This is a genomic window from Symmachiella macrocystis, from assembly GCF_007860075.1.
In the GTDB taxonomy this organism is placed as follows: Bacteria; Planctomycetota; Planctomycetia; order Planctomycetales; family Planctomycetaceae; genus Symmachiella; species Symmachiella macrocystis.
The window spans coordinates 1,306,414-1,321,195 of sequence record NZ_SJPP01000001.1 but is presented as its reverse complement, the minus strand read 5'-3'; the positions used below and the strand labels follow the sequence as shown (position 1 = coordinate 1,321,195).

Sequence of the window (14,782 nt, the reverse complement as noted above, 5' to 3'; positions counted from 1 at the left end):
TATTGACGTTGGGAATGCGCTCGGGACTTGTCGATCGCGCCTTGGTGGACATTTGCATCGGCGTTGCTTAGTGTAACTGTCCGGACCCGCGAATCAGTGGATGCTCGCGAGAATCAGCGACGCTGGCGATTCTCAGCTTGGCAACGCAAACGTGACGTCCCTCGCTCAAATTCGGATTTGCTCTGCCCTAGAATCTTCAGTCGAACATTTCTCGCCGATGCACATGGATGCCAACACTGCCGCTCCTGAGGATATCCTCAAGCAATACTGGGGCTACGACGACTTTCGCCCGCTACAGCGCGAGGCAATCGACTGCGTGCTTGCTGGGCGGGATTCGGTGGTTGTGTTGCCGACCGGCGGCGGAAAATCGCTCTGTTTTCAAATCCCCGCCATGTGCATGCCGGGCATGGCGGTCGTGGTTTCGCCGCTCATCTCGCTGATGAAAGACCAAGTCGACGCGCTGCGTTCCAACGGCGTGCCGGCCGCCTGTGTGAACAGCTCGCTCTCCTACCAGGAGCGAATACAGGTCTCTGAAGAAATCCGCAGTGGGCAGTTGAAGTTGTTGTATGCGGCGCCGGAACGGTTGTTGATGGAAAACACGATCGAATTCCTGCAGGAGTCCAACGTCTCGTTCGTCGCCATCGACGAAGCGCATTGTGTGAGTGAATGGGGACACGACTTTCGGCCTGACTACCGTCAATTACGGACGCTCAAACGGGCCTTTCCCAATATCGGCATCCATACCTATACCGCGACGGCGACCGAAATCGTCCGCGAGGATATTGCCAAACAACTCGATTTGCATGAGCCGGAAGTCCACATTGGTTCGTTTGACCGCCCGAATCTCATTTACAAAATCGAACGGCGATCAGGCGGGATCAAACAGATTCAGGAAGTCATCGACCGGCATCCCGGCGAGTCGGGGATTGTGTATTGCATCAGCCGCCGCAAGGTGGATGAAACGACGGCGGAACTCAACGAGTTGGGTTACCGCGCCTTGCCCTATCATGCGGGGATGCCCGATACGCAGCGAAAAGACAATCAGGATGCGTTCATCAACGAACGCTGCGATATCATCGTGGCGACGGTCGCTTTTGGCATGGGGATCGACAAGTCGAATGTCCGCTATGTGATTCATTCGCAACTCCCCAAATCGCTCGAAGCGTACCAACAGGAAAGCGGCCGCGCCGGGCGGGACGGCTTAGAAGCGGAGTGTTGTCTGTTTTATTCCACCGGCGATTTCAACACGTGGTCGCGGTTGCTCAATCAATCGGGAGACCTCAAAGCGCGGGACGTGTCGATTGATTCGCTGGGAATGATGCTCGATTTTTGCACAGGTGTCACGTGTCGACACCGCGCGATCGTCGAGCATTTCGGACAAAAGTTAGCTGCAGATTCCTGCAGTGCTTGCGACGTCTGTATGGGCGACATTGAGCTGGTCGACGACGCGCTGGTCATCGGTCAAAAAATCCTCTCTTGTGTGATTCGCCTCGAACAACGTTTCGGCGGCGAATATACCGCGGGCGTATTAAAAGGTTCACAGGAGCGTCGCTTGCTCGACAATGGGCACGATCAATTGAGCACCTATGGTTTACTCGCCGAGGAATCGCAGCGGACGATTCGCGACTGGATCGAGCAATTGGTTTCGCAGGGGTATTTATCGCGGTACGGCGAATTCAATCAATTACAGGTGAGCGAAAACGGCCGGCAAGTGTTGCGGGGCGAAGTGACCCCCCGATTAAGCAAGCCGCTCAAGACGGCCAAAAAATCCAGGTCCGAATCCAAGTCCAAAGTCGCCGAGGAGTCTTGGGAGGGCGTTGATCGCGGACTGTTCGAGGTCCTGCGAACCATTCGCAAGGCGATCGCTGAAGAAAAAGAGGTCCCCGCCTACGTCGTCTTCGGCGACGCCGCCCTGCGCGACATGGCCCTCCGCCGCCCGACAACGCTGGAAGGTTTTCTAGACGTCCGCGGCGTCGGCGAAAAGAAGTGCAAGGACTACGGCGAGGAATTCGTCGGCGCGATCAGCGCGTACTGCCGGGAGCATGACGTTACGGCGGATGTGGATGTGGAGTAAGGGCCGATACGCGGAACGTTCGTGTAGCGTTGATGTTGGGTGATTCGCGACTTTGACAGTTTTTTTCAGGCGATGCCGTCGGATTCAGGTCCGCACAGCGGACCCTACGAATTGCCACATAGTCCGCCTCGACAATATCCAGCATTAGGTCGCGAAGAACGACAACACGACAGGGGCAGTATGGCAGGCCTCCAAACGGAGAATTTGATTGATGAGCGTAAGGATAAATAAGAGTGGTTCTGCATCTGAGACCGATGTTGCGGCATTAGAGGCGTTTCTTGGAGTGGAATTGCCAAGTGAATATAAAATATTTCTTAATGAGTACGACGGTGCCATTCCCGAACCTAATGTCTTTTCAATTGGCAATACAAATGATTCTGGCGTTAATGGATTCATTCCAGCTCAAAAAATCCTTATTGAATTAAAAGGAATTATTGACGAAATTCCACCTCTTGCGTTTCCATTCGCTTGGGCAGAAGGGGGGAACGATGTGGTCATCGATATGGGTAAGGATGGAGCAGTGCTGTTTTGGGATCACGAAACGGCGGAGGTGACAAAGATAGCTAACGACTTCAATGAATTTTTATCTTTGCTACTGCGATTTAATATTGACGACGTCAAACTGAATCCAGGCCAAGTCACAAGCTCCTGGATCGATCCGGATTTTCTCAAAGAGCTAGGACTAGACGACTCCTAGAAGCGGACCCTACGGGCGAATGACATCAAACATTCGTTTGCACGTCCAGCGCCGCTGCTTCGTGCACCAGCTTCAGCGCTTGATCCAACAATTCGGCGGCGCGGCGTTGATTGTCGGGGACGTTGGCTGCCTGTTCGCCGGGTGTGATTTGTTCCAGCGAGGTTGCCAAGCACATTGACGCAGCAGACAGTAATTCCGGGAAGTATTCCACTCCGACCTCGCCACCCTCGCCGTTGTCGGCATCGAGAGCGTGGTGTACTTCGACGAGTTTGCTCGATGCGGCGAATTCATCGTCATTCGACTGGGCTGCAGGTATGGCGGTGGACAACGATTCCAGCGGTTGTGCGTTGCGGGCTTGGCGGGCGTCGTCGATGATCGCTTGGTCTTGTTGTTCTTTATCGCGGAACGGTTTCTTTTTGCCGCTGCTGAAGAGACCCTGGATTTTTTGAAACGACGAGTTGTCCCGCAGCTTATTAAACCGTTTGGCCAGTTGTTTGAAATTGGCGTTAAACAACTTCGGCATCGCCACCGGCAACACCATGAATCGTTTTTGCGTTTGATAGGGCATGTCGGTCTGTTCCTCGACCACATGCGCCAACATGGCTGCCGTCCTCGCTAATAAGAACAGTCCCGTGCCGTGCTGCGGCTGGAAACCAAGCGAGAGCAAAATCGCGCCGGTGATGCCGTCGACGTTAGGGGGAACCCCTTTTTGTTCCGACATGCAGCCGACGACACCGTCGTAGACATCGAGGTAGGGGCCTTCGGCTTCCAGTTCACACAACACCCGCCGCACGTGTGTCGGCCGAGGATCTTTGCGCAACAGCGGATGTCCGTAGCCGGGAACCGTTTCACCCCGCTCGATCATGCCTAGAACATGCGTACGCGCAAATTCGACCAACGCTCCCGCTTTGGCGGGAGTCTCACCCTGTTGCTCACGGTAAGCGGTCAGGATGTCGCGATATAACGTCATCGCATGTTCGACAGCTCCCACGTGATACGGCCCGCTGGCCAAATAGCCCGCGGCCAGCGCTTGCGCCGTGGAAACACCTGTTCCGGCGACCAGACGCGGGACTAGCGTGGTGGGCGGAAGCAGTCCGAATCCGCCATGAAAGGCGACCAAGACCAGGTCGAACATTTGCCGTTCTTTTTCTGAGGGCAATTGTCCGTGCAGAATGTGAAACAGCGCATCGGTGTAGGTGTATTTGCCCAGCAGGTCGTTCAGGTTGTGGGAATGCACGAGCAATTGCTCGGCAGACATGTGCACGCCGTCGATTTGGGTGCCGAGATACGGATACGGAAACGACCGCGCCATGAACTGCGTCCCCTAGTGCAATGTCACACCCTAGAATCAGGGTGCCACTGGCTCCGCCAGTGCTTTGAAGACATTTTCGGTAAAGTTTGAATCTACACTGGCAAAGCCAGTGGCACACCAACCCCAGCAAATATTGGATCGTGACAAAGCACGAGTCCTGCCCGGCATTCCGGGCGGTTCGTCGCTACTTGGTTTTTGACGTTTTCTCGTCGGCGCCGACCTGCGGTGTTTTCCCCGCGATTAAATCGGGCAACAACGTTTTCAAATCATCAACGCTGGCGTTCCGCTTCACGACCTTACCGTCGCGGTCGACCAAAAACACTGTCGGGGCTGTGATGATGCCGAAGTCGCGCGCAGGGGGGCTGTCGACCAGCCCTCCCGGTTCATGGATCTGTGGCCAGGTCACTTTGTGCTGTTTCAAGTAAGCGGGGATCTCGGTCGCATCGGCGTCGACGTTTACGCCAACGATCTCAAATCCGTTACCGTGATGTTTCTCGTACAGTTCGCGGATTTGCGGGAGGTCCTCCGTGCAGGGTTTGCACCATGTGGCCCAATAGATCACGGCTAACACCTTGCCGCGATAGTCCGCTGTCTTAATCGTTTTGCCTTGAAGGCTGGTCCCACTCAAGTCAAAAGGTTTCCCTTCAATCTCGATCCGCTTGACGGCCCCCTTAGCGCGGGGCAACGAGGGGGATTCGGGATAATCCTTGATGAGCTTGGCATACCAGGTTGCCGCTTTTTTTACGTTGCCGTTGAATTCTTCAGCAATGGCGATTTGCAGAATTGCTTCCGGTGCATCGTCGGACAACGCATGTTTGTCCACATAACCTTCCAATTCCGTCAGCCATTTCTTTTGGATTTTGCTTCGCTCGTCGTTGTCGGCGTCGCGAATTTCGACGTTGTAACCGGCCAACATCCGGCGATAAACCACGTAGGCCAACATCGGGGCTTCGTTGTTCGATTTCTCTAGCTCGGCTTCTAATGCTTTCAAACGTGCTTGAGCATCGGGATAGACACCCGTTTGGGCGCCGGCGGCAAGGCCGTCGGTCAATTGCCGCGTCCACTGTTCGCGGAGTTCGTCCGATTTCGACGTTTTACGCAATTTGGTTAACAGGTCGGCCCGTTCCTCATAGTATTTGGACATTTTGGAACGGCTGGCGGTCAGGGCGGGGCTGTTTTTGTCCAACTCCTGCAACTGTTCGATCAACTTGCGGGCGGCCGGATCGTCTTCAGATTCCATTTCCGCATCGGCGACATCGGCTGTCGCGGGATTCATCAGAATGCCGCCGACTTGGACCGAGTCCTTACCCATCAACTGGGGAATGCCGGCCAACTTCCAGCTGTCCCCGACTCGGACCATCTCGCCGATTTGAATCAGCGCCGTTTGGGATCCTGTTTCCACGGTGGCCATCGCGTTTTCATAGATGAACAGATCCTGCGATGCGCCGATTTGTTCAGCCGGAACCGTTGCGGGAATCGAGTTGATGAACTGTAACCACCGCGATTGTTTGCCGATCCCCTTGGCGGCGGATTGGTTCTTGGCTAGTTTCTTGGGCGCGTCGTCAACTTCGGCCAGCAGTTTTTTTGAGACCGATTTGGGAATCCCCAATTCTTTGGCGTCAGTTTCGTTGAACAGCAAGGGCTGCAGAATCTTGCTGTTGCCCGAGATCAACGCGCGAACCGCTTCGCGACTGGCTTCTTCGGCCGAAATGATTTTCCACGAGTCGACAATCCCGTCGGCGTTGCTATCGATGCCCCACCGCGAGCCGGCTCGGTTCATCCAGCGGAACTGGTCGATTTTGTTGTCGGCGTTCGAGTCGATGTCGCGATAGACTTCCAGACCACGGAAGTAATACCCCCAGTGATCGACGATGTTGTCGCCATCGGTGTCCATGAACCGCCGTAGGGTTTCGCCTCCCGGTCCCAATACGACCCAACCCGAAGCCTTACCCTTGCGGACGACGGTGACTTTGCATTTGTCGAATTCGTCGGCTTTGGGGATGTCGTATTCGACATCGATCTGTTTGGGCTTAAAGCTGAGTGCTAATTTTGCTGTGGGAGGATCGGCCGCCTCGACCGTTGTTACCAGCACACTCAATAGTCCACCAATCACAGCTAACCGCATCAAAGTGTAGTGCATCCGCACAACTCCATCGTTGAATGACCCGTCCAAGTTCTCGACTACTGCCGTAGGGTGCGTCGCAACGCAGCTCTCTGTGCAGAACAAACGACTCCCCCCACGAGTTCACCAGTGTATAAGCCTTCCGCCCAATTTGACAAACTTCCTCAAGCCTGTCCCCTTACGCCTAAATCCTTATTCTTCGTGACGGATTTTATAACATTCCCCACCGTCCAGTCACCAGCAGGTTACTGAGATTTGATTGAAGCTGGCAATTCTCGCCCAAAAATCAGCATGAGTGAATTCCGCCGTTTCGCGGCGATTACTCTTCATACGGCGTTGACTCGAGCGGTTCATAATCGCCCTGTGCGGAAGGATCTTCGTAGAGATTTTCCTGCAAATCGGATCGCTGGACCATACCTTGCGCTGGAATTTGCCGCACCGGCATGCCTTGCGGCACTTGGAATTGGGCCGGATTGGTGGCCGGATTAAATTCGATTTGGTCCAGTTTAATGACCAATTGCATTTGTGATTGCGGCCAAATCAACTCAATCCGTCCCGGTAAATAAGCCTTGCTGGTGGGATCGGGGAGATATTGGGACAAATTCGCCTGGGCGATCACGTGTCCACCGGCATCCAGCAACGCATGTTCGACGACGGTGGCATGGCAGCGATCGATCGTCGTGCGCTTTTGCACTGGCTGCCCGGAGGGGGAAATGCGTTTGTTGTAGATTTCCAAGAACCCTTCGCGTTCGACAAAACTTGTCTCGTTGTCTAGGACGATCGGGCGTACACCCATAACCTCCATCAACCAATCGGGTTCGAAGGGAATCGGCATGGTGTGGGCGGCATGGGCGACGTCTTCATGATTGCACATGATGACGTCGGAATCGGGGTGCTTGGGATCCTCGATCCAAAACCAAAAATGGTCGTCATTGGAACCCAAATCGGCGACCTGGCGAGCACCCAAGGGGTGTTTCGCCAACAGGCGGAAATTCCGCTGTCCGTCGACCGCGACAGTCGTCCCTTTGACCTTGAGGAGCATGTGGCTCCCGGAAATCGTGGCCTTTGTTGACTTCCAACCATGGACTTTTTCTGTGTTGGCGTTCACCTGCGCGACCAACTGTTGCGGCACCATGGTGGGATCGACGTGGCATTTGGCACTGGGGCCAAATGGATCGGGCGCTGGCCAGAAATGTCGGCAGCCGGTGCCGGTGAGGCAAAGAGTCGCCGCCAACAGACAGCACACAATTGCAGCCCGTTGGTTACGTAGGGTCTGCAACTTCGTAAGCGGCGTCCGTGCCTGTTGTGACATCTGTCGATTCCTATCGTTGTGTCCGTGTGGGCTGTTGAGGCCGTGCGGGGCATCGTCCGTTTATGCCGCCCACTCCTGCATTAAGTGCGCGTTGAGGCTTTCTTGCAGTTCATGCATTTCGTCTTCTTCGAGTTGAAAATCACGGACTTCATACATGCCTTCGCCTTGGCTGCCGCTGACTTGGATGTATTCGTCCTTGCCGTCGTGATGCGAGCCTTCCAAACGCACGCGGCGTTTTTGCAACAACAACAACGCGAGGACATACCGCAGTTTTTCTTGTGCCGGGTTGGCGTCTTCGGTCATTTGATCGAAATAGGCCATTAACCCATCGGTGTCGATGGTCGGTTTTTTATTGACGATCGGCTCGGGAACAATGCATTGCCAAGTACCGATCGGTTCGCCCTGCCACAATTTGCGGCCCGCTTCAGAAAAATCGAGCCGCACCATCTCATCGTTCTCTTCGATCAACACGCTATAGCACACCGTACCGGGCACAAGGTCCTCTCCGGTTTGCGCACATTTTTTGCTGAGCGGCTTGAGATGATAGTCCATAAGAGGGGCGAATGGCGTAGCAGGCTAGAGCAGGGTGGGGTGGTATCAACAACGTATCCCGACCGCGTGTGCCGGGAAACGGGGCGGGATCGTACTGCAAAGTTCCTAACGATACAATACGATCCCACACCGCGACGCGCAGCACGCGCCATGCATCTCAGAACGCCTTTACCGTCTGTGTGTGGCATTGAGGGGACAGACGCGAGGGGGCAGCGGGATACGGTCTGCTTTCGAGATGAAGCCACCGGCGTTCCAATCTCTCAAAACACCCGCATCTCAAGCCTCAAAACTTCGCCGCGATTGGCGCTCCCCCTACCAAGCAGGTATAAAACTGAGAGACCACCGCCCCGTGCCGCGGCTCAACTTGACTATCCTCCTGTCCCCTTGAGGTTGCACCATGCGTTTTCTTGTGTTGACTCCAATATTGCTGTCGTTTTGCGTAGCAGTTGCCTCGGCGGATACTTGGTTGCAGTTTCGCGGACCGAACGGGGCAGGGCGGATGCCGTCAGCGGCGCGGCTGCCCGAAGAGATTGGGCCGGAGAAAAACGTGTTGTGGAAAACGCCGCTGCCGCCGGGACATTCCTCGCCTGTGGTGACGGACGATCGGATTTTCGTCTCCGGCGTCCGCGACGGCCAACTGGTGACCATCGGCCTGGACCGCCAAACCGGCAAGCAACTGTGGGAACGCGTCGCCCCGCATGACGCACTCGAAAAGATCCACGCGATCGGCAGCCACGCGCAAAGCAGTCCTGCCAGCGACGGTGAGATCGTGGTCAGCTTTTTTGGATCGGCGGGACTATTTGCCTACGACAAAGATGGAACACCGTTGTGGCATAAACCACTCGGGCCGTTCAGCAATACCTTTGGCGCCGGCAGTTCACCGATTCTGTACGGCGACTACGTGATTCTCAATCAGGATCACGATATCGACTCCGCATTGATGATCTTCAACAAGACAAACGGAGAATTGGTGCGGCGCATCAATCGCGAAGATTTTCCGCGGAGCTACTCCACACCGATCATCTGGGAGCAAGACGGTAAACCGCAAATCGTCGTCAGTGGCACGCTGCGCATCGTGGGCTACGATTTGGAAACCGGAGAAGAAATCTGGACGGTGCGGGAACTGGCGCGGATTTCCAATACCACGCCGGTGATCGGTTCCGATGGTGTTCTGTATCTCGCCGTCTGGTCGCCCGGCGCGGATTCGGAAAATCGCATTCAAGCGGAACCGTTCGACGAGTTGATCGACACGCTCGACAAAAACAAAAACGGTACGTTGGAGTTAGTCGAAATTCCCGAAGGAGCGCTGCAGCGCCGCTTTGGACAAATCGACCGCAATAAGAGCGGCGAAATTACGCGACAGGAATACGAGTTCATGCGCAACGTTTTCCACTCGGCCGAAAACGCCATTGCAGCGATCCGACCGGGCGGCACGGGTGACATTACTGACACGCACGTCCTCTGGAAAGAACGCAAAACATTGCCGTACGTCCCCTCGCCTCTGTTTCACGACGGGCATGTGTATACGGTCAAAAAAGGAGGCATCTTCACCAGCCGCGAATCTGCCACAGGGCAGGTCGTTAAGACCGGCCGACTGCCCGCAACGGGTGCCTACTACAGTTCGCCGGTCTATGGTGACGGCAAATTCTATCTGCTCAATCAACACGGCCGCTTGTCGGTGATGACCGCCGAGCCGCAGTGGAAGAAACTGAGCACAGCCGATTTTGGCGAAGACACCTACGCCACCCCCGCTTTAGTCGACGGCAAAATCTACCTCCGCACCGCCGGCCAGCTGTATTGTTTCGGACTCGAATAACCGACGCACCCTACGGCTTCGGAGACTACGGGCGTTGTCTTGGCGGGGGCAGTTCGTGGTAGCCTCGCCGTGCCGGGCGTGGTGCTTGGAGGCGATTGGGATTGGGCACGTTGGTCGGCCCGCCGCCGTTGATATTAAGTGGTAACGGGAAACTTTTCGATTTGGCGACCGGGCCTTGTGGATCGAGATCCTCGGTCGACTCGTTGTAATGCGGGGATTGCAATCGTGGATCCGCAGCGGTGAGCGCCGTGACGAGGCCATCGGCATGAGTACTCCACCCGGTCTTGCCGTCCAAGCGTCGGTCTATGGAAACCACAATGACCGGCAACTTGCGATCGTTCCCGACGAACTGTTCGAAGGACCCTGAAATCGCTGCTTGTCGATTCGAGACCTGATAACCGTTCTGCACAGCCACTTTGCGGGCGAGTTGTCGCGCCGGGCCGGCGTAATCGATGCTCCCTTTCGCATTGGTGTTTTGAATGACAATAATCCGGTCCGGTTTGAAGTCGTCGATCATGCGGATCAACACCCGGGTTTCGACTTCACTGGCAGCATTGGGCCCCGCTTTCCCATTAGCGGTTGTTCGCCAATTGTCCGACGGAAAATTACGCGTCAGATCGATTCCCCGACCGTTGTAGGGTGAGTTCATCGCAATGCCGTCTGGATTAGGATTGCGGACAAACAAGGCGGTACAGGCATTTTGCAGACCCGCTTGATTGCTCATTGTTTGGGCGAACTGCTCGATCACGCTGATGCTCGCAGCATCCTGGCCGTTTAATCCGGCCAGCACCATCACGCGCGAACGACCGATGCCGATTTGCACGGTCTGAATGGGCCGACGTTGTGTGCTTTGATAGTGCGATTTCCACAAGGTGCGATGCTCGACCTTTTGACGAATCGTATTTTTGATACTCGGTCCAGGCCGTTCCGGTCGACCCCACGGGTCGGTGCGCACATTTCGCACCGGCAATTTGCGCCGCCGCGCTTCGGGACCGGGATCAGGCTCGGGGGAGAGCAACTGCGGCCCGCCGGAATTCGACGTTCCCGGTGCTTCGAGCACCGGCGTTGAGGAGGACGGAGGAAAATCGGATTGCTGTTGCGGAATCGGCGTCAGGTTCTGTGGAGAGCCGCCGTAGTAATCCGTTTGGGTGTTTCGAGCGGTGCACCCGGCGATGAAAAACAAGCAAACGCAAATCGTACGTGATTTATAAGTGTCCATAGCAATTCCTTGCTGGAGGGGGTCGCAAAATTCCTCGTGTCTCCCGGCCAAACCGACCGGAGGGTGCAACCACCGTTGGGATTTGTGGTGCACAGAAAAAACGGCGAGCATCGCGAACTGTTTGTCGAATAAAAAACGGCGGGAGGACGATCGTCCCGTCCCGCCGTTTTCGTCTCAGAAGCGCATCCGCGTAGTGTGTTGAGCAACAAAGCAACCGGCGGCTGCGTGCCCGCGTTTCATCGCTCCAGATGCTCACTGCATCCAGCGACTAACAATTCCGAGGGCCTCGCTTTTTTAAGGAGGGTTAATAAATTTCGTCGATGCCCAGTCGATATTTCAGTTCATCGAACATCGAATGGAATTCATCGCGGGAGGAATGTACGTGTTCCGCTTCGGTGATGAACTTAATGTCCTGGTCACGTCGCAGGCCGCAACTGTTGAGGATTTCCTCAAATTCTCCCAGTTCCTGCCCATACATGATGAGCAGTTTGTGTTCGTCAAATTGCAGTTCCAACGGAATGTTGGGGTTCAAGACGGCAATGCCGGTGCAGCCGTCGTTTAAGAGCATGTCCTCGAAGTCGTAGAGAATGCTTTTGAATACCGGCGCGTCGATGTGTTCGCGGTACAGGTCGTCGTGACCATTCGAATTGCGGTCGTGACTGGTTTCCAAGACGACATCGACTTGGTCGCCCAACGGTTCCAGCAAGTCGACGAAGACGTCCATCATTGTATCGCTGGAAGCAGCCGCCATGATCACGGGGATCTCGACGCCGGTAGCGCGATCTTTGTAGACGTCGTGCCGATACCCGGCACTGGGCACCACTTGTAGGTCAAAGGACGGCCGGACCGCGTCCGTCAGCGAAAAGCCGCCGTAGCTGGCGATTCGCAGATGGGCATCCAGTTGCGCTTCGGAGAGATCCTCGAAGCTGCTCTGGTCCTCGTGGATTTGACCGTCATGAAAAACGTTAGTGAAAAACTTTTTTAGAAAGCTCATATTCCAGATTCCTTTGTCCCGCAGACGGTCAAAGTCGTCGCCTCGTGCGGTTATTTCCGGCCCCATCAAAATCAATTTTTATTGCGGCCCCGAACCGGCAGGCAAACGCCAATGGGCCTCGTCAAAACTCTAGCATGCGTTTTGATGGCAATTGAGAAACTACGCAGCAGTGTGGCAAAATATCATCGCGCATCGCCCCCTTTTTGCGGGGGACGCACTTTGCGGAGAGATTGCCGCACAGAGAAATTGCCCCGTTAGGAAACCCCTGCGGCCCGCCGAGGGGACGAACAATCCACGCAGCCGCGCAGATCGTCACAGCACTACCCGCCAGCGAAGCGCTTCTACGGGTCAAGCCGACAACAACGATCTTCCGCCCAATCGGCGTTTCTCGGAGCCAAGCAGCTTCCTCAAGCCTGATCCCTCAGGCCTCGAGCCGACCCTAGTCGTCCAGCTTCTTCCCCGTCGTATCGGGGGCGAATAAAATCACGACCATCCCGAGCAAATAAATCAGGTGCGTCCAACGGCCGACTTGGGCATAGTCGCCGTGAAAGGTGCTGAGCAGCGCGCCGGTGCCCAACACACCCATGGCGGAAATAATTCGGCCAAAGTTAAATGTCACCCCCGAACCGGTCGCGCGGATGTGCGTGGGAAACAATTCCGGCAGGTACAACGGCAACCACCCAAAATAGATCGTGCCGAAAAATCCCAACGTAAACACCCAAACCGTGAAGGTTGGTGAGAGAGGCGTTAAATTCCAGAACAAATAACCGCTACAGATCAACGATAAAAAACTGATGACAAAGTAAGTGCTCCGCCGACCGAATTGGCTGGCCAGCCAGCCCCCCAAGAGGCTACCCAACGTCGCCCCCGTGGATCGACAGATGGAAATCGTGGCTTTGAGTTTGGGGTCGTCGGCTCCGCCCACTTGATCCGCCCAGGGAATCGTCCAGTTTAAGGTCCCCCAACCCCCCAGCAAGGGGATGGTGCCTAAACAAATTCCGATGATCGTGATTCCGAGGTAGGGCGGTTTGAAGACTTTGGTCATTGAGGGGGCGTGCTTCACGTCGCCATCGGATTTGCGTTGTGCTAACCAACGCGGCGATTCCGGGAGGGTGAACCACGCGAGTACCCCTAGCAGTGCGGGCAGCCCTGCCAGGGCGAATACCCATCTCCAATCTTCAGTCGTCACATCGCGGACATATTTGGCCAGCAGGCCCACAATCACGAATCCGACATTCGCTGCCGTCCCGATCAGTCCCGCTAGTAAAGGCCGTGAACCTTCGGACCAAGCTTCGGATGCCAATGCCACACCATTGGGCCACATCCCACCAATTCCCAGACAGGCAATGAAACGCAAGACGAACAACTGTTCCAGCGAAGTGGCGTAATAGCTGACTCCAGTAATCAGTGAGTAACACAAAATGCTGGCTGCCATCGCCTTAGCGCGTCCGATTTTGTCCCCCAGCCAACCAAAGAGTAGCCCTCCCGTCGCCGCTCCCAACAAAAAGGCGCAGATATAACGTGCAAACCATTTCCCAACTTCGCCTTCGATTTGCGAAGCGGGTAAGCTCTCCGGCAAGAAACTGAGAATCGCCGGCCGCCCAGCTAACGGGATGACATTCATCACCGAGCCGGCAAACATCCATCCCGCAAAGGCCACGAAAAGAATGAAAAGACTTTGCGCCATCGAAAGGCCAGCTTGCGGCGCACCGGACCGTTCAATTTTGTCTGACTCGGAGGACATTCGCACGACCTATGCTATTGAATGAGGGAGCGGTGTCTGTGGAATCGATGCAGTGTGACAACTAAACGGTACGGATTCAAATCCGCTTGGCAGATTCTCTCGACCCTATGCAACTAACTGCAAACAACAGCTCAACCAGCCACAGCAAGTTGTCAGTTAGAAACCAAGAAACCGATGCTTAGGTTTTTCCTTCTCCGTCTCCTCCATGCTTCCGTGGTGAACCCATAGAAAAGTAGATGCTCTTAGGAACCGGCTTGCAAGATGCCGCGGGCGGTGGTGAAGATGTCGTCGAACATCTCCTCCGTCAAACGGCCGGTGAATGTGTTTTGCTGGCTGGGGTGATAGCTTGCCAGCAACACGCGGCCGTCGGTTAGTTCGACTTGCGCGCCGTGACCGAACTTGGGAAGTTTCCCCGCATGCCAGCCGCGCGACCGGGCCTCTTTCAAGATGGCTTTAAACCCAATTTGACCCAGTGCCAAAAACAACCGCACCGGCAACTGCTCAAACGTCTCCGTCAGCCAGTCGCGGCAATTTGCGATTTCGTCGGTCGTCGGTTTGTTTTGCGGCGGTGCGCAATGGCACACGGCTGTGATCGCGCAGTCCTTGAGAATCAAACCATCGTCGGCGGTTGTGGCTGTGAGTTGATTGGCAAACCCGGCGCGATGCAACGCACGATACAACCAATCGCCGCTGCGATCCCCAGTGAACATCCGACCGGTCCGATTCGCACCATGCGCCGCGGGCGCCAATCCAACCAACAACAGCCGCGCCTGCGGATCACCGAAGTTCGGCACGGGTTGTCCCCAATACTGCGAATCTCGAAACGCTTTGCGTTTGACCGTGGCAATGTGTTCGCAATGCGCGATCAACCGCGGACAACGACGGCAATTCGTAATCTGCGTATTGAGCTGTTCCCAAGGATCATCAGGCATCGGTCTTC

Annotated in this window: 11 protein-coding genes; 3 read left to right on the top strand and 8 right to left on the bottom strand. The window is 55.4% G+C overall.

Annotation, left to right across the window (positions count from 1 at the left end):
- Window positions 1–223 precede the first annotated feature (223 nt).
- Together recQ and CA54_RS05065 are read left to right on the top strand one after the other, a co-directional pair.
- Entirely contained in the window at window positions 224–2,074 is a 1,851-nt protein-coding gene (gene recQ / locus CA54_RS05070; RefSeq protein ID WP_231962964.1) for a DNA helicase RecQ, read from the top strand.
- Window positions 2,075–2,285: 211 nt separating this feature from the next.
- Window positions 2,286–2,771 carry an SMI1/KNR4 family protein gene (locus tag CA54_RS05065; RefSeq protein WP_146369754.1) on the top strand — a complete coding sequence of 162 codons (486 nt, stop codon included), beginning with the start codon at window positions 2,286–2,288 and terminating at the stop codon, window positions 2,769–2,771.
- 25 nt (window positions 2,772–2,796) lie between these two features.
- Here CA54_RS05065 and CA54_RS05060 read toward each other — a convergent pair whose 3' ends face one another.
- From CA54_RS05060 to CA54_RS05045, 4 genes are all read right to left on the bottom strand, one after another.
- The gene (locus CA54_RS05060; RefSeq protein ID WP_146369753.1) at window positions 2,797–4,083 is read right to left on the bottom strand and encodes a citrate/2-methylcitrate synthase; all 1,287 of its coding nucleotides are present in this window, start codon (window positions 4,081–4,083) and stop codon (window positions 2,797–2,799) included.
- A 184-nt stretch (window positions 4,084–4,267) separates the two neighbouring features.
- Window positions 4,268–6,223, bottom strand: a complete 1,956-nt coding sequence (locus CA54_RS05055) for a redoxin family protein (protein WP_146369752.1) — start codon at window positions 6,221–6,223, stop codon at window positions 4,268–4,270.
- 301 nt (window positions 6,224–6,524) lie between these two features.
- Window positions 6,525–7,517 (bottom strand): DUF4292 domain-containing protein, encoded by a 993-nt coding sequence (locus tag CA54_RS05050; protein WP_146369751.1) that lies wholly within the window; start codon window positions 7,515–7,517, stop codon window positions 6,525–6,527.
- 60 nt (window positions 7,518–7,577) lie between these two features.
- The gene (locus CA54_RS05045) at window positions 7,578–8,012 is read right to left on the bottom strand and encodes a hypothetical protein (RefSeq protein WP_146369750.1); all 435 of its coding nucleotides are present in this window, start codon (window positions 8,010–8,012) and stop codon (window positions 7,578–7,580) included.
- Between the two features lie 454 nt (window positions 8,013–8,466).
- Between CA54_RS05045 and CA54_RS05040 the strand changes: the two genes are divergently transcribed.
- On the top strand, window positions 8,467–9,885 hold the full coding sequence (locus CA54_RS05040; RefSeq protein WP_146369749.1) for an outer membrane protein assembly factor BamB family protein: 1,419 nt from the start codon (window positions 8,467–8,469) through the stop codon (window positions 9,883–9,885).
- Window positions 9,886–9,910: 25 nt separating this feature from the next.
- On the opposite strand, the gene CA54_RS05035 is transcribed toward CA54_RS05040, so the two are convergent.
- From CA54_RS05035 to CA54_RS05020, 4 genes are all read right to left on the bottom strand, one after another.
- Window positions 9,911–11,104, bottom strand: a complete 1,194-nt coding sequence (locus CA54_RS05035) for a M14 family zinc carboxypeptidase (protein WP_197532213.1) — start codon at window positions 11,102–11,104, stop codon at window positions 9,911–9,913.
- Window positions 11,105–11,408: 304 nt separating this feature from the next.
- Window positions 11,409–12,098, bottom strand: a complete 690-nt coding sequence (locus CA54_RS05030; RefSeq protein ID WP_146369747.1) for a hypothetical protein — start codon at window positions 12,096–12,098, stop codon at window positions 11,409–11,411.
- Between the two features lie 439 nt (window positions 12,099–12,537).
- Window positions 12,538–13,842, bottom strand: coding sequence for an MFS transporter (locus CA54_RS05025; RefSeq protein WP_146369746.1), 1,305 nt, complete (start codon window positions 13,840–13,842; stop codon window positions 12,538–12,540).
- Between the two features lie 242 nt (window positions 13,843–14,084).
- Window positions 14,085–14,774, bottom strand: coding sequence for a uracil-DNA glycosylase (locus CA54_RS05020; RefSeq protein WP_146369745.1), 690 nt, complete (start codon window positions 14,772–14,774; stop codon window positions 14,085–14,087).
- Between the last annotated feature and the right edge of the window lie 8 nt (window positions 14,775–14,782).

Excerpts from the sequence above, each read along its gene's own strand:
- recQ (WP_231962964.1), top strand. The coding sequence starts at position 224 with ATGGATGCCAACACTGCCGCTCCTGAGGATATCCTCAAGCAATACTGG.
- CA54_RS05065 (WP_146369754.1), top strand. The coding sequence starts at position 2,286 with ATGAGCGTAAGGATAAATAAGAGTGGTTCTGCATCTGAGACCGATGTT.
- CA54_RS05060 (WP_146369753.1), bottom strand. The coding sequence starts at position 4,083 with ATGGCGCGGTCGTTTCCGTATCCGTATCTCGGCACCCAAATCGACGGC.
- CA54_RS05055 (WP_146369752.1), bottom strand. The coding sequence starts at position 6,223 with ATGCACTACACTTTGATGCGGTTAGCTGTGATTGGTGGACTATTGAGT.
- CA54_RS05050 (WP_146369751.1), bottom strand. The coding sequence starts at position 7,517 with ATGTCACAACAGGCACGGACGCCGCTTACGAAGTTGCAGACCCTACGT.
- CA54_RS05040 (WP_146369749.1), top strand. The coding sequence starts at position 8,467 with ATGCGTTTTCTTGTGTTGACTCCAATATTGCTGTCGTTTTGCGTAGCA.
- CA54_RS05035 (WP_197532213.1), bottom strand. The coding sequence starts at position 11,104 with ATGGACACTTATAAATCACGTACGATTTGCGTTTGCTTGTTTTTCATC.
- CA54_RS05030 (WP_146369747.1), bottom strand. The coding sequence starts at position 12,098 with ATGAGCTTTCTAAAAAAGTTTTTCACTAACGTTTTTCATGACGGTCAA.
- CA54_RS05025 (WP_146369746.1), bottom strand. The coding sequence starts at position 13,842 with ATGTCCTCCGAGTCAGACAAAATTGAACGGTCCGGTGCGCCGCAAGCT.
- CA54_RS05020 (WP_146369745.1), bottom strand. The coding sequence starts at position 14,774 with ATGCCTGATGATCCTTGGGAACAGCTCAATACGCAGATTACGAATTGC.